Raw genomic sequence first — 19,936 nt, forward strand, 5'->3', positions numbered from 1 at the left:
GAAATAAATCATTTAATAGCTGATGCTTAAAAGTATTTGAAAAATTTAATCAGTATTTATTTCCTTTTTGATCCGGCTTAATTGTGTAGGTGTTATTCCAAGATAAGAAGCAATGTGATGCTGTTTCAGTCTGTTATATAAAGACGGGGTTTCCAATAACTGTAAATATCGCTTTTTTGCAGTTTCGTATTTCAGGGAGACTTCCAATGGTTCTTTTTTCACTACCCAGTTTTTTTCCAGGTAACAGAGGTGAAAAAGAGCCAGGTCATGATGCTTTTCAAGTAATTCACGGTAGGCTTTGGCAGGGTATTGTATCACTGAGCAGTCTTCCAGTGCTATGATATTGAAATCACTCGGCTCATTTTTAATAATGGCTGCTGTGGAAGCTACAAAACTGTTTTCTTCAAAGAAGATTTTATAGATATTATTTCCGTCATCATCAACGGTATAATACCCTATCAGTCCCGACCGCAGAAAGTAATAATATCTGGCCATAGAACCGGATTCCAGCAGAAGATCATTTTTGCGGTAGTACTCTTCTGTACAGATATCCAGTAAATCTTTAATTGTTTCTTCGGATAAAGGATAATACTGATTAATCTGCTTTATAAATTCTGAATGGTTCATTATAGTATGTAGAAGGTATAAAGAATTGTATTACATAATCATCTGTGAAAATTTGTGCCATCTGTGGTTAAAAAGGTTTAATCCAGTATTTTTTTCATCATCAGATCCGTCTGTTCTTCTTCCCCCAGTCTGAAAATATGCTTATCAAACTCAACGAATCCATTCTTTTTGTAAAATTGTAAAGCTCTCAGGTTTCTTTCCCAAACTCCAAGCCATAAGTATGATTTACCAAGCTGCTTAGCAGTTTCCAGAGCTTGATTATAAAGAAGCTGCCCTACTTTTTTTCCATGATGACTTTTCTTTACATAGATTCTTTCAATTTCCAGACTGGTATCATCCTGAAGTTCTGTCTGTGCTTTTCCGGCATTGACTTTCAGGTAACCAACCGGATTGTCTTCTTCCCAGGCAATATAGAAAAATGAATCAGGATTATTGAGCTCAGATTTTATCTTTTCAGTATTGAAACTCTCTTCCAGATACTTTTTCATAGCCTCTTCAGTATTATCTTCTGCAAACGTTTCAGTGAAGGTTTGTATACCAATATTTTGAAGTATTTCGAGGTCTTTTTCGCTGGATGTATTGATAATGATCGATGACATAATAGGTATTTATTGTTCTAATTTATAAATAAGATTTCTTATTTCGGGTAAGGTTAGTTCTGTTTTTGTTTCTGATGTTATTATATTTTTTAAAATTTTGATGTGAGCCGTCTTTAAAGCATCTTCGCTGTTCACTTCCTGATCGGGGATCACTCCTATATGTTCCCAGTTCTTTTGAGTACTTAAAGCGGTTATTTTTCCTGCTGGAACAAGCAGTAAATATTGATTTTGAACCATAAAATGATCTACAGGATTAGCGGCACCCCCTGTTTTTTCACCAATTACTTCGGCAAGTTTATATTGCTGCAAAAAATAGGCTACAGCTTCTCCAGCCGAAAAAGTTTTTTTACTGGTAAGAATATAAATCTTTTTATGAAGATATTTCTGTCCGAGAACTTTGGGTTGAGTACTGTCTACAACCGTTTTCTGATTATGTCTGAAATAAGTGGTATAAAGATCTTTTTTCTGATCAAAAAAATAGCTTAAAAATAAAAGGAGCATCCCGTTTTCTCCTCCGCCGTTTTCTCTGAGATCAATAATCAGGGAATGGGTGTTGGCAACAAAATTCATAGTGGCAGCCAATGTTTTTTCACTGGCTTCAGGAGAGGCAAAGCCTTTATAATTAATGTATCCGATGTTACCCGGAAGCCGCTGTACTGTTTCAAATCCAAAATTTTCAAGACGGTTATGTTCATTGTTTAATTTTTCTTTTTCTTTTTCACTCAGCTGTTTTTCTGAGGTATAGTTTTCAATATATTTCACGAAAAAATGTTCATCTTTAATCGTTGTTCTCAACTTTTGGGTCAGAAGAGCCGCGAAATCTTTTTTATTGAGTTCATTAAAAGTTCCTTTTTTCATTTCACTCTGAAACAGAGAGTCTACTTTTTTATAAGTTTCTTTATCAATATAATGACTTTTAACTTTTTCGGTAATATCAATAAGGACCTCTGAAGTATCATTTCTCTGGGCATACGAGAACAAGGAAGTGGCAAGGAAAAGCCCGATACCTATTTTTTTCATTGAAATAAGAATTTAATATTTCAACAAATGTATTTCAATGAAATCTGTGTAAATTGTAAAAATGGAAACTCAGATAAATAACCAGATATTATTTTGTCTGGTATCTACATTCTCAAAGAATTTTCCCGGGCTTATTCTGGTGAGTTCTTTAAAATTTTTAATAAGATGAGACTGATCATAAAATAGGTTTTCATAGGACAGCTCTGTAAGATTCCTGGATTTTTTATTGGATATCAATACATTACGAAACCGTTGGATTTTTCTGAATTCTGACGCTGGTTTAGCCAGATACCGCTGGCAAATTTTGTTTACATATTGCCGTGTAATATTATTTTTTGCCGCAATTGCTTCAATGCTCATTTCGGTTTCAAAATCTTCCAACAGGGTATAAGCCAACGGTAGGTCTCTCTTTCGGAATTTTGATAGCCAGTAATTTTCCAGAATTTCAATCTGTATTGTCCTGTCCGACTCTTTCAAAACAGTATTCATAATGTCTATAAAGTCTGAAAGATGGATTTCCTGCTCCAGATCCTGACTTTTGTGGGCGGTAAAAAAATGATAAATCCCTAATGGTTTAAAGTAGACTGTAATTTCATTTACCGATTGACGGTAAAAAATTTCAGTAGGAACAGAGCATCTGAATACAAAATCAACCACAATATTCTCAGAAGAAGATCTGGTGATTTCTACCCATCCTTTATCCTGCGTCATAGCAACATCCTGACATGCTGATACAATAAAATAATTGTCTGGAAATGTAAGATATTTTATCGTTTTCTGACTGTCATCTTTTTCTATAAAATAATATCCTTCAATATAATCTTTCAAAACAGAATGCATCGGTTGATAAAAAGTAACTTTCATGGAGTGGTGAGTTGAAAGTAAAAATACAAATAGAAAACAAAATCCTGAAACTTTGTTCAGGATTTATATTTGTTTATGAAAATAATATTTTTTTGAAGGCTTCAGAAGCCAGATGCACCTGTACGCTCCAGTCGTCTGCAGCATCACTTCCCGCATCATCGGAGATGTATTTCAGGCATAGAAAAGGGATATTTTCCTGTTGAGCAATCAATGCGAGTGGATAGGCTTCCATATCTACAATATTATAATCGGTTTCAGAGTGGTTCATTTCAAAACTGTCGCCGCTTCCGCAAATTCCTTCTTTGAGGGTTTCCATTTTAAGACCGTATTCCAGCACTGGAGGTACTCCGGATAGTGGTGTTTCATACAATTGAAATCCTAATCCTCTTACATCCATATCTCTCTGGATGAATTTTGTACAGCATACCACTTCACCTTTGTGAAATCCTTTACTACCCGCAGAACCTAAATTCACGATCAGTTTGGGTTTTCTCGTATGAATTTCTTTGGTTAATTCAATCGCGGCATTTACTTTTCCGATGCCGGTAATTAATTTATTTTTATCGTCGAAAACAGTTCCTGCTTCAGAATCTAATGCGAAAACAAAAAGAGTATCGTCAATTGAATAATGCGTTTCGTTGTTAATTTTTATCATTGAGAAATCAGATTTATACAGCTGTTGACACTGTATGACAAAGATACGAGACTCTATTCAATTAAAAACCCCAAAATAAAACTATTTTGGGGTTCTCATATCTTAGATGCTGCATCCGTCTGCATCACAAGAAGCTCCGTTTTCACCGGAAAGATCCTTAAACGGGCTCATCGTTTCTTTGTACGTCTGCTGGAGTGCATTTTCAAATACTTCTGCAGGCTGCGCTCCGGAAACAGCATATTTACCATTCAAAACGAAGAAAGGAACTCCGGAAATCCCATTGTTTCTCGCCTCCTGAATATCCTGGTTGACTTCATCATCAAGTTGATCTGTTGTAACGGCCTGTCTTGCTTCTTCTTTATCAATTCCTAAGCTTTCGGCCAGAGCAACGAGAACTTCTGTATCTCCCACATTCTTACCGTCAATAAAATGGGCAATAAATAATGCTTCTTCCATTTCATTGGATTTGTTATGCTTTTTAGCTAAATGAAGCAATTTATGGGCACTGAAGGTATTGGTGATCAAAGTTTTGCCAAAATTAAAGTCAATTCCCGCTCCTTTTCCCATTTGGGTTACCTGTCCAAGCATTTGGGTAGCCTGAGCTTCAGGGAATCCTTTCTTTTCTCTGAAATATTGCAGGGTATCCTGAGTTTCCTTCGGATCTAAGCTTGGGTCCAATTGAAAACTCTTCCACTCTACTTCTACTTCATCTTTAAAAGGAAGTTTATTCAAAGCCTGTTCAAAATTATTTTTTCCGATATAACAAAACGGACACATCACGTCCGACCAGATTTCTATTTTCATTGTATTTAATTTTACATCAAGAAACTGTTTAAACTTATAAAAAAATATTCAATATCTATTAAAACCATTAAGAAGGATTTAAGAGATAAAGCATAGTTAAGATGAATTATTCTGATTTTTAAGCTTAAAACGAAGCTCATCTTAATACTCTCAAACGCTTAATTATAAATCTTAATGGTTTAAAAATAAAAGCTTAAACCAATTTCAAATTAATAGTACAAAGATAGTCTATTTTATTTAATGTAACAAAAATTATTACAGTTTAATTCTGACAGGTGGACAGTACCTGGCTACGCTTCTCTACGACCCCCTTTAGAATCATCATTGTAAAAGCAAGAAGTCCAAAAACAACACCTATCCATGGGATATACTCTACTCCTTTTGTAACGATTACCCATCCTCCGATTGTAGTTCCCACCGTTACTCCAAGATTTCCAAAAGATGTAGCAAGGCTGTTGGCAAACTCCAGAGATTCCGGAGCTGAAGAGATCATATAAGTGGATGCATTCAAAAAGCTTGGTGAATACAAAAATCCCCAGATTCCGATCACTGCCATTGTTGCCCATAAGTTTCCGTCAGAAAAATAGAGAAGAACAGGCACTACAATAGTTCCGGAAAGAAAAATAGCGGTGGTACCTGCGACATTTCTATTCAGCATTTTTCCGGCTACTCCATTGGCAAATACTCCGATAATTCCAAATAACAGAAGCATATAGCTTACCATTGATGTGTCCATTCCTTTGGCTTTGTTCAGATAATCTGCAAAATAACTGTACGTAGAAAACCATGCTGTAATCATGAAAAAATTAGTCAGCGTACTCAGTACAAATGGAGGCTGTTTCAATATTCTGATCTGATTCCCATAAGACTTTTTCTCTTTCACAGGCATTGGAGGAAGCATACAATAAATGACTACCAAAGCAATCAAACTCACCACAGTTTGTATCATAAATGAATATTCCCAGGTCCAAAGCCCGGCAATCCAGGTGGCAAAAGGTACTGTTGTTACCATGGCAATAGCTACTCCATTAAAAACGATTCCCATCAATTCATTCTTTTTCCGTTCATCTGCCTTGGATACCGCCACAGATAGTGCCGTCGCGATATACACCGGCTGAAGGAATGCGGGTAAAATTCTCACCAGCATCAGCAGCCAGAAAGGAGGCGAAAAAGACGATACAAATCCTGTAATCAGAAACATGAAAATCGCAGTAATCATTATCTTCTTACGGTCAAAACCTGAGGTAAGCAAGGTCATAAAAGGTCCTGTAAGCGCAATGATTAAAGCAAAAGCACTCAAGAGATATCCTGCTTTGTCTATACTGATTTTATAATGTTCTGCAATTTGCGGGAGAATTCCGATGACCCCAAATTCTGTTGTAATAACCGCTATAAATCCGAGACAACCAATGTATGCATATTTCTTCATAATCCTTTATTCCTCAGATTTTAAGTTTTGATGGGCAAAATCAGCCATTTCATTTACCGCTGACTGTACTTCTTCCAACAATTCTCCCATGTGCATAAATCCGTGAACCATATCTTTGTAGAGGCTTGTTTTAAGCTCAACTCCTGCATTTTTCATATTTTCAGAAAGCTGTTTCCCATCATCCAGCAAAGGGTCATGTTCTGCCAGAATGATTAAAGTGGGCGGTGTTTCTTTAAAATCTTTGATTAAAACAGGAATCGCCAGAGGGTTATCCTTCTCATCTTCCGGAAGATACCCTGCCCAGGCTTCTATGCCCCCTTGTTTATTAAGAACCGGGCCGTTTTCATACGTTTCCCAGGTCTTTGAATTCAATTGATTGTCTACTGCAGGGTAAATCAAGGCCTGAAATTTCAATTGTTTTCCGAGCTGAATAGAAACTGCCGTTGATAAAGCTGCTCCGGCACTGTCACCTATGATTCCAAGCTTATCAGGATCAATTCCTAAAGATTCTGCATTTTCAAATACCCATTTTACCCCATCAATACAATCATTAAAGCCTGCAGGAAAAGGATGTTCGGGAGCAAGACGGTAATCTATAAAAATAACGACTGATCCGGTTTTATTCGCCAGTTTACGGACAACCGCATCATGGGTTTCATAACCACCTGCAATAAACCATCCGCCATGAATATAAATAATAGCTGACGACTGTTGAATTTCTCTTCCCTTAGGACGATAAATTCTGATCGGAATCTGATGATTATTCTGTTGAATATCCAGCTCTTCAATCATGTTTACTGATTCTTTCTTCCCGCTAAGCTGAAGAGACATGGTTTCAAGAAATTTGCGTGCACCATCTAAAGAATCCTGAGGATTGAAAGGTTGTATGGTTTCTAAATGATTTAAAATCTGTGTTATCTTAGGTATTAATTGCATTATATTTTTAATTTAAATTATTGTTGTTTCTGCTGAGAACTTGAGCGCTATCGTTCTTCTATTGCAGTTATTTTCTGTTTTGATGGACAAAATTAAATCTCAAACCTTACATTTGCAGTGTATACAGCTAAATGTATGGTACTAACAAATTTGTAAGTAATGGGTAAGATTAAAGAAAATTCAACGAATAATATCAACAGACAATATATCCAGGGATGTGATCTGAGCTATGCTGTATGTAAAATCGGCGGACGATGGAAATTGATTATTTTAAATAAATTAAAGGACGGAAAACTACGTTTCAGTGAAATCAGAAACTCTATTTCAGGAATAACGGAAAGAATGCTAACTCTTCAGCTGAGAGAACTGGAGAGAGAAAGCCTGGTAAAAAGAACGGTCCATGCTGAAGTTCCGCCAAGAGTAGACTATGAACTTACGGATATTGCCAGAGAACTGATCCCCATTTGGAAAAAGCTTGATGAATGGGGCGGTAAACACAGAGAACTGATGCAGGCACAGGAAAATGCAGACGAATTATCATAAAAAACTTCGGGGGATTTTATCGCAGATAAAATCCCCCGAAGCCCAAAACAGGTTAAGTATAAAACAAAAATACTTTTCTCCCTACGCTTTATTCACTCTTTTACAAAACAGAACATGGGCAATCAAAGCCAATACGCCAAATACTGTTCCTACAAAGCACACACCGGTCCATTGGGCCTTTTGCCAGGCAATAGAGGCCAGCCAGGTTCCCAGTGATCCTCCGATGAAGTAAGATACCATATATACGGTATTCAGTCTGTTGACAGCATTGGATTTAATCAAAAAATAATTGGTCTGGTTCATAATGTGACTTGACTGTACTCCCAGATCCACGAAAATTACTCCTACAATCAAACCCCAATAGGTCTCTCCTGCAAAATAGGTAAAGCCCCAGCTTCCAATCACAATCAATAAAGAGTACAATATAATCCTGTTAATATCCAGATACTTTTGCAATTTTCCCACTTTCGCAGCGGCTAAAGCTCCTACGGCACCTGCCAACCCAAAGCTCCCCACTACAGAAGATCCTGCATTAAAAGGTGGTTTTTCCATATGAAAAACCAATGTGGTAAACAAAGCACACATCGATCCGAATGCCATTGCTCCACGGAATGATGCCAGCTGAAGAATCGGCTGTGTTTTGGCAAGTTGGGCTACAGAACGCATCAGCTCTCTATAAGTTCCTTTAAAATTAGGAGACAGCTCCGGAAGCATTTTATAGACAGCAAGCCAGACAAGGATCATCAGTCCTGCTGCAATTCCAAACATGGCTCTCCATCCCCAGACTTCTCCTACAATTCCACCCACAAAACGGGAAAGAAGAATTCCCAGTAATAATCCGGACATGACCAATCCTATGTTAGAAGATTTTTCTTTATCAGATGAAAGCTCTGCGGCAATAGGGACAAACAACTGCGGAATTACTGATGTAGCTCCAATCAGTAAACTGGCTGCATACAGCATCCACAACTGAGTGGCAAAAGTCATCCATAAAAGTGATCCGAAAACCAGGCACAAATCAATTAAAATTAATTTCTTGCGGAAAAACTTATCTCCCAAAGGAACAATCAGCAGCAATCCTAATGCATAGCCAATCTGTGTAAGGACAGAAATTTTACTCGCAGCACTTTCAGAAACCTGAAGTTCTTCAGAGATGAGTGCCAATAAAGGCTGATTATAATAATTGTTGGCGACTACAAGCCCGGAAATAACGGCCATAAGCCAGATGACCGTCCGGGAAATACCATGGGAAGAATTCTCCTGCATTGCGTATAAAGTTTTTTTGAATTGAAAGTTGCCCAACGGAAGGTACCGTCAGATTTTTAAGAGATCAAAGATAATCATTAAAAAAAGAAAATTTCCACTCTTATCTTTTACATCTTTATGAATGATTCGTAATGCTGCGATAAGTAGAATAATTTCAGCATTCTGACGCTGTGATTGTTTTTATTGATCATATATATCGATGAAAAACCTTTTGAATATTAGAAATATTGAGGAAATTTGCAGCATGAAAATCATTCCACTTAAAGAAGGTAATTTTTCGGCAAGCAAAACCAAAGACTTTACCCTTTTAACAGAAGAAAATTTTGATACCATCGGAGGAATCAAAATGTCTGTTCAACCGTTTCTTATCATTACGGAAAATGATTATATCCTTTTGGATGCCGGGATTGGCTGGAAAAATGAGTCCGGAACAACGGTGGTTTCAGAAATTCTTAAAAAGGAAAATATTCGTCCTGAACAGATCACCAAGTTATTACTCTCCCATCTCCATAAAGATCATATTGAAGGCGCTGTAAAGCTTACAGAAACTGGTTTCGAAGCTGCTTTTCCAAATGCTCAGATTTATATCCAGAAACGTGAACTGGATTTTGCCATGGAAAAGAAAGGAAATCCTTCTTTTGATTTTGATATGCTGGAAAAGTTGATTCAGCTCCCCAATATTATTTGGATGAATGAAGATCGGGGGCAGATCACAGATGAAATTTCCTATGAAGTGGTAGGTGGGCACACTCCTTTTATGCAGGTGTTCTGGATCAGAGAAAATGATGAAACGGCTTTCTACGGCGCTGATGATCTTCCGCAGGCTTCCTATTTAAAATACCATTTAGCCTATAAAAGCGATTACGATGGCAGGAAAGCTATGGAATTAAGGCTCAGATGGGAAAAAGAAGCGAGAGAGAACAACTGGAAAATTCTTTTATATCATGATTTGGATAAAGCCATAGTGGAAGTGTAAATACAGAAAAAATGGTTTAAATTTCATTAAACCATTTGTAGATATCGAATTCAGAAGGGATATTCAGCTTTTTTCTGATCCTGTTTTTCCTGTTCTGTATAGCTTTTGGAGTCACAAAAATACAGGTTGCTATTTCCTTGGTAGTCATATTGAGCTTAAGATAAATACAAAAGATCAGTTCAGAGTTTTTAAGCGAAGGCTGTATATCAGATAACTTTTTAAAAAAATCAGGATAAACCAATCTGAATTTATTCAAAAGACGAGGAGAATTTGCCTTAGCTAATGCCATTATTTCGTCTTGTACAAGAATCTTTTGGGTTAAATCCTCTAAGTTGGTTTCAGGGTTTCTATTTTTCATAATACTTTTTCATCTCTTATTTCAGATACCACATCTTTTGTGTATCTGTACAAAGTCTTTTTTTTACTGTTCAATTTGTGTTTTGCTGAATCAATACCGGGAACAAAATAATTTTTATGTATTCAAAATTCTACAAGTTTTAGTTAATATTACGTAACAAATTATGGTATATAACTCGATTTAATTGAATAATTCTGTTAAAAAATCACACATTTGAATTTCTTTCCATTTTTACATTGGCAAAGAAAGAAAAAATGATTAAAATTTTATTAAATACGTGTACCACATAGATACCACGTTATATTTTGAGTAAAATATCATAATTGCTTTTATCAGCTTGTTCCCTATTACTTGGGTCCTTATTTTGACAGGAAGTAAATGTACTGTGTAATTCCGTTAACTTTTTATGATCTCAATCAATGTTTTCAACCTGTTCATCGGAAAAAACTAAACATTTGTGGTATATGAATGGTACCACATCATAGGAGAAATAAATGAAATGGGTGTTCCTTTATCATTATAAAATTTTAAACATCAGCAGTCTCTAAAAGATTATTTAAAATTTTAGATGAAAATTAAATAACAACCATGATCCCTGAAAATTTACTTATCTCATTTGGAGCCGAAATAAAAAATTATAAAGCAGAAGATATTATTTTTCGTGAGGACGATTCTCCTATACATTATTACCAGATTGAAAAAGGGAAAATTAAACTCAATAATTATACGGAAAACGGGAAAGAGTTTATCCAAAATATATTATCAGACGGTCACAGCTTTGGAGAGTCGTTACTTTTCGTCAACAGACCTTATCCTATGAATGCTGTTGCAATGGAAGATTCGAGTATTTTTATAATGCCGGGACAGAATTTTCTGGAACTGCTTCAAAGTAACCCTGAAATTTCACTCAATGTCTATCAATGTCTTGCCGAAAGGATGTATTATAAATATATCATGCTTTATAACCTCTCATTTCAAAACCCCGTTTCCAAACTAAAACTTCTGATGGATTATCTGAAAAGCTACCATGATGATAAAAACCATTATTCTTTCCAGATTCCCCTTACCCGCCAACAGCTTGCTTCATTGACAGGATTGCGTGTGGAAACGGTTATAAGAACCATAAAACAAATGGAAAAAGATCAGATTTTGAAAATAGAACGCGGGAAGATTTATTATTAAAACGGAAAAGCCGGGTTAAGTCCGGCTTCTGCTTATATTTGATTAAAAATATGGTCTCTAATTCTTGTCCAACTCTTTCTGAAACTCTTCCAGATATTTCGAAAGGTGAATTCCATCTGCCAATCCGTGATGTGCTTCAACAGACACCGGAAGATATTTTCTTCCTTCACGGATATTGAATCGTCCAAAAGCAATTTTAGGAACCGATTCTGTAGTATTAAAATCTGTTGGATGCAATATCGCACTGAATGAATTCCAAGGAATAGTAGTATGTCTGACATGATCTTTCCCCAACCTTTCATTGCTAAGTCTCAACCCTGTACTTTCATGTACTCCTTTTATTTCTTCCTGCAGAGCTGCATTGAATGTTTCGAAATCTTCTGAGAAAGGAGTGAATGAAAAACCGAAAGTACCATCCGGTCTGCCAATTGTACTGCCGGCATGAACGGTGTCAAACAGTATCACCTGCCCATCAATAATTCTGAGCTTTAGCTCCTCCACTCTGTTGATCGCCACCATAGATTTGTGAAAATAATAGGCAAAAAAAGAATAGTCTTTTTCTTTTGCAATATCATATGCTTTTGTACAGTCTACCTCCGTTGTAAATCCAAAATAAGGGCTTGCCATGTTAGAAAAAAATTCAAAATGCTCTTTTCTGTTCCAGTTGTCTATATCTACAATCTTCATTAATTCTTATTTGCTGCAAATTTCTGAAAGTTTCTCCGGTTTTAAAAGTTTATGCTTAAAAAGATAATTAAAACTTAATTTTGTAATGGAGCTGTTTGGTCGGTATTTTGCTGCAAAACAGACGTATTTTATATACTTATCGATTTCCTTCAGATCACTCCTCTTCACTCAGGAGATTGAAAACATAACAATTTAATTAATAACAAAATAGAAATCAGGACAATGGAAAAAATCGGATTCATCGGATTAGGAAATATGGGTCATCCAATGGCAAAAAATATTGAAAAAGCAGGATTCCCTCTTTCGGTTTATAACAGATCCTCTGAAAAAGCCAAAGATTTTCAGGAAAAGTCTACAGTCTATACCGAAGTTAAAGACCTGGTACAAAACAGTGATATTATATTCACAATGTTAACTAATGACACTGCTGTAAAAGCAGTGTATGAAGAAATCATTTCTTTAAATATTCAGGGAAAGCTCTTTGTGGATATGAGTACCATTTCTCCAGAAACTTCTACAGAAACCGCTGCGGCTCTCAAAATAAAAGAAGCATCGTTTATTGATGCTCCTGTAGCCGGAAGTACCTTACCTGCAAAAGAAGGAACCCTGATTATTATGGCGGGAGGTGAAGAAAAAGACATCCACCGTGCGATGCCTTATCTTTTGAAAATAGGAAAATCTGTAAAACATTTGGGTGAAAACGGAAAAGGAATTGCAGGAAAACTATCGATCAATTATTTTCTGTCTACCATTTATCAGGGACTGGCAGAAACAGTTCTATTGGCAGGAAAATTAGGAATTGAACGATCAGATATGCTGGAAATCATCAATGAAAGTGCCAGCGGAAGCGGTGCTACCAAAGTAAAAACACCTATGCTTATTGCTAATGAGTACGCTCCGGCATTTGCCCTTGATCTGATGCTGAAAGATATTCTTCTCGCTAAAAATGCAGGCGCTGATTATCCTTTATCCGAATCTTTGATTCAAACCTATCAAAATGCGCATGACAAAGGTTTTGGTGAAGAGGATGTGATAGGAATCATCAATTATTTAAAAACTATAGAATAAATTTTTCGATTATGAATTATAAAGGAAAACATTGGTCTGCCAGAAAAGCCGATCATATTTACATTGTTAGTCTTGATAATCATTCCAATATTGTAGAGAGTTTAACAGACTTTATTCAAAACCAAAATATCCTGGCGGGAGAAGTTACCGGTATAGGAGCTGTGAGTGAAGCCACACTCCGGTTCTTTAATCCAACAACCAAAAAATATGTAGATAAGACTTTCAAAGAACAGATGGAAGTCACCAATATTTCCGGAAATGTGTCTGAAATAGAAGGAAAACTGACGCTTCACCTTCATATAACGCTGGGAAGAGAAGATTACACCGCTTTGGCAGGCCATCTTCTGGAGGCGAAAATTCAGGGAGCTGCGGAATTTATTTTCTACCCGTTGAATACAAGGGCTGTCAAAATCAAAAATGAGGAAATAGGAATCAATCTTTATGATTTTGAAAAATGAAGTTTCTGATGCGTTTGAAAATAGTAATTTTGATGAAATATTTATTGGATGTTTGAAGTGTTGCTTGCGCATATCGGAAATAAGGTTGATATCACGGACGAACAAAAAAATCAGGTTCAGTCTTATTTTATCCTTAGAAAACTTCGCCGAAAACAATATCTTCTTCAGGAAGGAGATGTCTGCAAATCGTTGTCTTTTGTAAGCAAGGGGCTGCTGAAGTCTTATTTTCTGGATGAAAAAGGAAATGAGCACATCAATATGTTTGCCTTTGAGGGCTGGTGGATCTCAGATTTCAACAGCTTTATCAATCAGGAAAAATCAGTACTCAATATTGATGCAATTGAAGAAACCGAAGTACTGACGATCACATTGGAAAACTACGAAAAAATGATGCTGGAGATCCCGGTGATGGATCGGTATTTCAGAATTTTATACCAAAACAGTCTCGTAACGAAAGATTACAGGCTCATTGTTTCCAATAGCTATACTGCTGAAGAAAAATATCTTCAACTGGCACAAAAGAATCCTGAAATGATCAAAAGAGTGCCACACAACCTTATTGCTTCTTATCTTGGTCTTGCTCCTGAAACCGTAAGCAGAATCCGTAAAAAAAATTCTCTGAATAATCCTTGATCCAGATCAACCCAAATGTATGATCCAGATCAAGGGGAGAAGCCTTCTGTCAGCCATAATTTTGTACAAGAAATTTTACAATACTTATGGAAAATATTGCATTGGTAGTAGGTGCTACCGGAATTACAGGAAGTAACCTTGCTGAGGAATTGATTGCACAAGGCTGGACAACATACGGATTATCCAGAAACCCGAACACCAATATCCCGGGACTTCGTCCCATTAAAGCAGACCTGTTGAATGAGCAGAACCTTGCAGAAGCATTAGAAGGGATCTCTCCCACTCATATTTACTTTACCACATGGATGCGCAATGACACCGAAGAAGAAAATATCCGGATCAACAGCCTATTGGTGAGAAATCTGTTAAATGTTTTATCCCCTAAAAAATCGGTTCAGCATGTGGCTTTGGTTACAGGGCTTAAACATTATCTGGGACCATTCGAAGCTTATGCTAAAGAAGGAGTTTTACCTGAAACACCTGTCAGAGAAGAACATCCAAGACTTCCCCTTCCCAACTTTTATTATGCACAGGAAGACGAAGTATACAAAGCTTCCGAAAGAGACGGCTTTACATGGAGTATTCACAGGCCTCACACCGTGGTTGGATATGCCGTAGGAAATCTTATGAATATCGGAACTACATTGGCTGTATATGCCAGCATCTGCAAAGAAACCGGAAGAAAGTTCATCTGGCCGGGCTCAGAAGCTCAATGGAACGGAGTTTCGGATGTAACTGATGCAAGAATACTGGCTAAGCAATTGGTTTGGGCATCATCTACAGAATCTGCAAAAAACCAGGCTTTTAATATTGCCAACGGAGATGTTTTCCGGTGGAAATGGCTTTGGAAAAGACTGGCAGACTGGTTCGGTGTAGAAGCTGAAGGTTTCAATGGAACGATAAGACCTCTTGAAAAAGAACTGGAAAACGATCACGAAATTTGGACAGCCATCGCAGAAAAATATAATCTCAAAGAAAGTAATCTTAACCGTCTGTCGTCTGCATGGCATACTGACCTGGATCTGGGGAGACCTCTGGAAGTGATGTGTGATATGTCTAAAAGCAGAAAACTGGGCTTTACAGCTTACACAAGTACAGAAGATTCTTTTACACAGGTATTTGAAAGATTGAGATCAGAAAATATGATCCCATAACAGTAAGAAAACGCAAAGAGGCAGGAAAATCATAAATGATTGATAGATTCTCGCAGATCCTGGAGATTACGCAGATGTTGTGATAAATCAACGATTCAGGATCACATTTTATCAGAGATAAAATCTTTGCGCCTTAGAACAGTCACATTGTAAAACCTTTCTTGCGTCTTTGCGTTTTTCCAACAAACAGCTTTAAAACAAATATTTCTTTAAATAAAAACCCTTTTCAAATCATAAAAAAACAGATTTATCGTTAGATTTGTAACCTTTACAATAAAACTAATAACTAACGTATGCTTAAAATTAAGACACTCCTTTTAATTTTTATCACCACTTCTTCTTTTAGCTTAGCTCAAAACTGTACTTGTGAAAGTAATTATCAGTGGGTGAAAAAAACTTTCGAGGAAAATGATGCCGGATATCAGTATATCATTGATAAAAAAGGTCTTCCCGCTTATCAGGCTCATAATGATGACTTTCTGAAAAGAATCAAAAATGCAAAATCCGATACAGAATGTTATCAGACAATATATGACTGGCTTAAATTCTTCAGATCCGGTCATTTTTCAGTTTCAAAAATAGAAAATAAAGCTATCGAGGCCCTCCCAGCAGTTAATGAAAATACCAAAACAGAATTGGTGAAAATAGATCTTGAAAAGTTCAAAAAAGAAGCTGCATCTAAAAAAGAATCAGATATTGAAGGAATCTGGGAAGTTGAACCCTATACAATAGGTATTAAAAAGTTTGGGGAAGTCTATAAAGGCTTTATCATACAGTCCGGAGCCGAAAACTGGAAACCTAATGAATTAAAACTGACTTTCAACGCCGATAAAACCAAAGGAACCTACTATCTGAGAAATAAAACCGGACAGGAAATTCACGATATGAGGCTTGTAGGGAAAAACTATCTTGAAATCAATGACTTTACCCTTAAAAGAGTTTCCCCGAAATTTGAAAAAGAAGAAGGAATTGAAACGTATTATGAGGCTATTATGGCACAAAAACCGTTCCTGAAGCAGCTTAATAAAACTACACTGCTTTTGAGAATCCCTTCATTTAATGGTGCTTTGAAAAAAGATATTGACAGCGTCATTATAGCCAATAAATCTAAAATTGAAAGTACAGAAAACCTAATTATTGATATCAGATATAATGGTGGTGGAAGTGATAACAGTTTTGCCAAAATTATTCCTTATCTCTACACAAACCCTATCCGAAGTGTAAGAACACAGCTTTATTCTACAAAACTGAATAACCAGAGAATGCTTGATTTCTATGACAACTATCAGAAATATGGTATGCAGGCAGATGAAAGAGAATATCTGAAGAAAGCTTATGACAAGCTCAGCAAGAACTTAGGTAAATTTGTAAGCCTTCAGGATGATGGAAAAATTGTAGGAATCACCAAAATGGATAAAATTTCACCATATCCAAAGAATGTAGGAATCATCATTAACAACGGAAACGGAAGTACTGCAGAAGAATTTTTACTGGCTGCCAAACAAAGTAAAAAAGTAAAGCTTTTCGGAACCACTACTGCCGGAGTTCTGGATATCTCCAATATGTATTTTGTAAATTCCCCTTGTAACGAGTTTAAACTGGGCTATGCACTCTCCAAAAGCTTTCGTATTCCTGATATGGCCATTGACGAAAAAGGTATTCAACCCGATTATTTCATCGACAAAACCATTCCGGATTATCAATGGATTGACTTCGTAAATGACGTGCTGAATGAAAAATAAACGATACAAGCTGTTTCAATTGGGAACAGCTTTTTTTATTCTTTACAATCCAATTGTAATCCTTCCTTTCATTATTTAACACTACAGAATATCAATAGAAATGGGCTTTTGCCCATTTATTCTTTAAAACATTCCATTGGCTTAAGCCAAAACCTATTATAAATAATCATTCCTACAATATGGAATACTTCATAAAATCTCATACCACAAAAATTAAAAAATAAACACTTTATTGTAAATTGGTTAAGTTTTTGAAGCTAATTCTATAAACCAGTTACACCATTGAAATTAATCACATTTACAAAAAAAGGCATTTACTGTCCCCAGGGAAAATTTTATATAGATCCCTGGAGACCCGTAGAGATGGCTGTTATCACCCATGGTCATGCTGATCATGCCCGCTGGGGAATGAAAAAATACCTTTGTCACCATTTTACCAAACCTATTCTGTACCAGAGAATTGGACCAGATATTGAATGCCAGAGCGTAGAATATGGAGAAGTGATTACCATCAATGGAGTAAAACTTTCACTTCACCCTGCCGGACATATCATTGGTTCAGCACAGATAAAGCTTGAGTATAAAGGCTACGTGGCTGTCATTTCAGGAGATTATAAAGTTCAGGATGATGGGCTAAGTACTCCTTTCGAACTGGTAAAATGCAATGAATTTGTGACAGAAAGCACCTTTGGGCTGCCTATTTATAACTGGCTGGAAGTTCCGGACTTAAATAAAAAACTCCAGAACTGGGTTCTGAAAAATAAAGAAAACAATAAAACTTCTGTATTCATCGGGTATTCATTAGGGAAAGCCCAGCGCATTATGAAAGCAGTAGAAGAATTAGGGAAAATATATGTTCATTATTCTATCGGAAAGCTTAATGAAGCCTTTGAAACAGTAGGAATTGAACTTCCTGAATATACCATTGCAGATTTCAGAGAACGCCCGAAAGAGATGGAACACGAAATTGTCATTGTACCACCTGCTTTGCTCGACAGTAATATTATTAAAAAGATTCCAGATCCGGCAACAGCAATATGTTCCGGCTGGATGCAGGTACGCGGTGCCAGAAGATGGCGGAGTGCTGATGCAGGATTTGCCATGAGTGATCATGCGGATTGGAAAGGATTATTACAAACGGTAAAAGCAACTGAAGCAGAACTGGTTCATGTTACCCACGGACAGACAGAAGTCTTTTCCAAATATCTGAATGAAACAGGAATTAAAGCAGATGTTGTAGAAACACTTTATGGAGAAGACGAAGAAGAATCTGAAAAAGAAATCTCACAAAATCCGGTATCATGAGACATTTTGCAGACCTTATCAACGCGTTGGAAACAACCAATAAAACCAATGCTAAAATTGATGCGATCATTGATTATCTCGAGCGTGCTCCTGATGAAGATAAAGTATGGTTTATCGCCTTATTTACCGGCAAAAGACCCAAGAGAAATGTCAATACCAATTACATGAAAGAATGGGCGCTGGAAATTACCAAACTTCCTTATTGGCTGTTTCAGGAATCCTACTCTTCGGTAGGCGATCTTGGAGAAACGTTGTCACTAATTCTTCCGCCTCCGGAGGAAAAAATAGAACGTTCATTATCAGAATGGATGAATGATATCGTAAGTCTGAAAGGCAAAACAGATGCAGAAAAAAAAGAATTTGTACTGCAGTCATGGAATGGGCTGGATTATACCGAACGTTTGATTTTCAATAAATTAATTGGCGGAAGCTTCCGGATTGGAGTTTCAGATAAAACATTAATCAATGCACTGACGAAATTTTCAGGACAGGAATCGAGTGCTTTAATGCATAGTTTAATGGGAAAATGGCTGCCGGATGAAGTTTCCTTCAAAGAACTTATTGATGCAGAAAATGTAAATCCTGACAATTCAAAACCTTATCCCTTCTGCCTAGCTTATCCTTTGGAAAAAGAAACCAAAGAACTTGGAAATCCTGATGAATGGCTGGTAGAATACAAATGGGACGGAATACGCGGGCAAATCATAAGAAGAAATGATGAGGTTTTCATCTGGTCAAGAGGTGAAGAACTCGTCACAGAACAATTTCCGGAAATTTCAGAAGCCGTACAAGCTATGAAAGGCAACTTTGTCCTGGATGGAGAAATACTTGCAGTGAACGATGGTAAGGTTCTAAATTTTAATGAATTACAGAAGAGATTAAACAGGAAAACTTTAACTAAAAAAATGCTCTCAGAAATTCCGATTGAAGTCTTCGTCTACGACTTACTGGAACTTGAAGATAACGACCTGAGAGAAAAACCCATCTCTGCAAGAAGAGCTTTACTGGAAGAATTATTACTGAATGAGAAGCCCGAACGTATCAGTATTTCCAAAAGTCTGGAATTTGAAAAATGGGAAGAACTGAATTCTCTTCGTGAAAATTCAAGAGACGTAAACAGCGAAGGACTGATGTTAAAACAAAAAAATTCACCTTACCATTCCGGAAGAAAAAAAGGCGACTGGTGGAAGTGGAAAATCAATCCTTTTACCATTGATGCCGTTCTGATCTACGCGCAAAAAGGAAGCGGAAGACGAAGTGCTTACTACACAGATTATAGTTTTGCCGTGAAAAACGGAGATAGTCTGGTGACCATTGCCAAAGCCTACTCAGGATTAACTGATAAAGAAATCATGGAGGTGAGCAGGTTTGTTACCAAAAATGCCATTGAGAAATTCGGTCCTGTAAGAACGGTAAAAGCAGAACTTGTTTTTGAAATTGCTTTTGAAGGCATAGGTTTCAGCAATCGTCATAAAAGTGGTGTAGCTCTCCGATTTCCGAGAATTGTAAGATGGCGGAAAGACAAAACCGTAGACGAAATTGACGATTTGGAAGAAATTAAAAAATTAATACAGTAATTATTTTAACGCAATGAACGCAAAAGTTTTTAAAATTATTTCTAATTTTTTCG

The 19,936-nt window shown here is 36.6% G+C and carries 21 protein-coding genes; 10 read left to right on the forward strand and 11 right to left on the reverse strand.

Translation table 11 applies throughout. The annotated features are described in order from the left end of the window. Positions 1–45: 45 nt before the first annotated feature. The 8 genes from RAH34_RS07950 to RAH34_RS07985 form a co-directional block, all read right to left on the reverse strand. Positions 46–627 (reverse strand): Crp/Fnr family transcriptional regulator, encoded by a 582-nt coding sequence (locus RAH34_RS07950; RefSeq protein ID WP_114820156.1) that lies wholly within the window; start codon positions 625–627, stop codon positions 46–48. Between the two features lie 77 nt (positions 628–704). After that, positions 705–1,226 (reverse strand): GNAT family N-acetyltransferase, encoded by a 522-nt coding sequence (locus RAH34_RS07955; protein ID WP_306595767.1) that lies wholly within the window; start codon positions 1,224–1,226, stop codon positions 705–707. Positions 1,227–1,235: 9 nt separating this feature from the next. After that, positions 1,236–2,246 (reverse strand): S41 family peptidase, encoded by a 1,011-nt coding sequence (locus RAH34_RS07960; RefSeq protein WP_306595768.1) that lies wholly within the window; start codon positions 2,244–2,246, stop codon positions 1,236–1,238. Positions 2,247–2,315: 69 nt separating this feature from the next. Then, positions 2,316–3,110 (reverse strand): helix-turn-helix domain-containing protein, encoded by a 795-nt coding sequence (locus RAH34_RS07965; RefSeq protein WP_306595769.1) that lies wholly within the window; start codon positions 3,108–3,110, stop codon positions 2,316–2,318. Between the two features lie 73 nt (positions 3,111–3,183). Continuing rightward, positions 3,184–3,765, reverse strand: coding sequence for a nucleosidase (locus RAH34_RS07970; RefSeq protein ID WP_306595770.1), 582 nt, complete (start codon positions 3,763–3,765; stop codon positions 3,184–3,186). 102 nt (positions 3,766–3,867) lie between these two features. Beyond that, positions 3,868–4,569 (reverse strand): DsbA family oxidoreductase, encoded by a 702-nt coding sequence (locus RAH34_RS07975; protein WP_306595771.1) that lies wholly within the window; start codon positions 4,567–4,569, stop codon positions 3,868–3,870. A gap of 262 nt (positions 4,570–4,831) precedes the next feature. Beyond that, the gene (locus RAH34_RS07980; RefSeq protein ID WP_306595772.1) at positions 4,832–5,998 is read right to left on the reverse strand and encodes an MFS transporter; all 1,167 of its coding nucleotides are present in this window, start codon (positions 5,996–5,998) and stop codon (positions 4,832–4,834) included. A gap of 6 nt (positions 5,999–6,004) precedes the next feature. Continuing rightward, positions 6,005–6,934 (reverse strand): alpha/beta hydrolase, encoded by a 930-nt coding sequence (locus tag RAH34_RS07985; protein ID WP_306595773.1) that lies wholly within the window; start codon positions 6,932–6,934, stop codon positions 6,005–6,007. 159 nt (positions 6,935–7,093) lie between these two features. Between RAH34_RS07985 and RAH34_RS07990 the strand changes: the two genes are divergently transcribed. After that, complete coding sequence (locus RAH34_RS07990) at positions 7,094–7,477, forward strand: helix-turn-helix domain-containing protein (RefSeq protein ID WP_306595774.1); 384 nt, start codon at positions 7,094–7,096, stop codon at positions 7,475–7,477. An 81-nt stretch (positions 7,478–7,558) separates the two neighbouring features. On the opposite strand, the gene RAH34_RS07995 is transcribed toward RAH34_RS07990, so the two are convergent. Continuing rightward, entirely contained in the window at positions 7,559–8,743 is a 1,185-nt protein-coding gene (locus RAH34_RS07995; protein WP_306595775.1) for an MFS transporter, read from the reverse strand. 244 nt (positions 8,744–8,987) lie between these two features. Here RAH34_RS07995 and RAH34_RS08000 point away from each other — a divergent pair, with 244 nt between their 5' ends. Further along, on the forward strand, positions 8,988–9,719 hold the full coding sequence (locus RAH34_RS08000; protein WP_114820254.1) for an MBL fold metallo-hydrolase: 732 nt from the start codon (positions 8,988–8,990) through the stop codon (positions 9,717–9,719). Between the two features lie 16 nt (positions 9,720–9,735). Here the strand turns inward: RAH34_RS08000 and RAH34_RS08005 are convergent, their stop codons facing one another. Continuing rightward, positions 9,736–10,077, reverse strand: coding sequence for a hypothetical protein (locus tag RAH34_RS08005; protein ID WP_114820146.1), 342 nt, complete (start codon positions 10,075–10,077; stop codon positions 9,736–9,738). A 588-nt stretch (positions 10,078–10,665) separates the two neighbouring features. On the opposite strand from RAH34_RS08005, the gene RAH34_RS08010 reads away from it, so the two are divergent. Continuing rightward, on the forward strand, positions 10,666–11,259 hold the full coding sequence (locus RAH34_RS08010; RefSeq protein WP_306595776.1) for a Crp/Fnr family transcriptional regulator: 594 nt from the start codon (positions 10,666–10,668) through the stop codon (positions 11,257–11,259). Between the two features lie 57 nt (positions 11,260–11,316). Here the strand turns inward: RAH34_RS08010 and RAH34_RS08015 are convergent, their stop codons facing one another. Then, on the reverse strand, positions 11,317–11,946 hold the full coding sequence (locus RAH34_RS08015; protein ID WP_306595777.1) for a chloramphenicol acetyltransferase: 630 nt from the start codon (positions 11,944–11,946) through the stop codon (positions 11,317–11,319). Between the two features lie 222 nt (positions 11,947–12,168). Between RAH34_RS08015 and RAH34_RS08020 the strand changes: the two genes are divergently transcribed. The 7 genes from RAH34_RS08020 to RAH34_RS08050 all read left to right on the forward strand — a co-directional run bounded on the left by RAH34_RS08020 (position 12,169) and on the right by RAH34_RS08050 (position 19,883). Then, positions 12,169–13,014: an NAD(P)-dependent oxidoreductase gene (locus RAH34_RS08020; protein WP_306595778.1), complete on the forward strand. Its 846-nt coding sequence runs from the start codon at positions 12,169–12,171 to the stop codon at positions 13,012–13,014. An 11-nt stretch (positions 13,015–13,025) separates the two neighbouring features. Beyond that, positions 13,026–13,472: a PPC domain-containing DNA-binding protein gene (locus RAH34_RS08025; RefSeq protein WP_306595779.1), complete on the forward strand. Its 447-nt coding sequence runs from the start codon at positions 13,026–13,028 to the stop codon at positions 13,470–13,472. Between the two features lie 48 nt (positions 13,473–13,520). Further along, positions 13,521–14,105, forward strand: coding sequence for a Crp/Fnr family transcriptional regulator (locus RAH34_RS08030; protein WP_306595780.1), 585 nt, complete (start codon positions 13,521–13,523; stop codon positions 14,103–14,105). Positions 14,106–14,191: 86 nt separating this feature from the next. Then, positions 14,192–15,259, forward strand: a complete 1,068-nt coding sequence (locus tag RAH34_RS08035) for an SDR family oxidoreductase (protein ID WP_306595781.1) — start codon at positions 14,192–14,194, stop codon at positions 15,257–15,259. 386 nt (positions 15,260–15,645) lie between these two features. Beyond that, on the forward strand, positions 15,646–17,001 hold the full coding sequence (locus tag RAH34_RS08040; RefSeq protein ID WP_306595782.1) for a S41 family peptidase: 1,356 nt from the start codon (positions 15,646–15,648) through the stop codon (positions 16,999–17,001). Between the two features lie 282 nt (positions 17,002–17,283). Then, on the forward strand, positions 17,284–18,306 hold the full coding sequence (locus tag RAH34_RS08045; protein ID WP_306595783.1) for a ligase-associated DNA damage response exonuclease: 1,023 nt from the start codon (positions 17,284–17,286) through the stop codon (positions 18,304–18,306). Then, positions 18,303–19,883 carry an ATP-dependent DNA ligase gene (locus RAH34_RS08050; protein ID WP_306595784.1) on the forward strand — a complete coding sequence of 527 codons (1,581 nt, stop codon included), beginning with the start codon at positions 18,303–18,305 and terminating at the stop codon, positions 19,881–19,883. Before RAH34_RS08045 ends, RAH34_RS08050 begins: the two co-directional genes overlap by 4 nt. Positions 19,884–19,936 lie beyond the last annotated feature (53 nt).

The sequence above is a fragment of the Chryseobacterium sp. WLY505 genome, from assembly GCF_030846215.1.
In the GTDB taxonomy this organism is placed as follows: domain Bacteria; phylum Bacteroidota; class Bacteroidia; order Flavobacteriales; family Weeksellaceae; genus Chryseobacterium.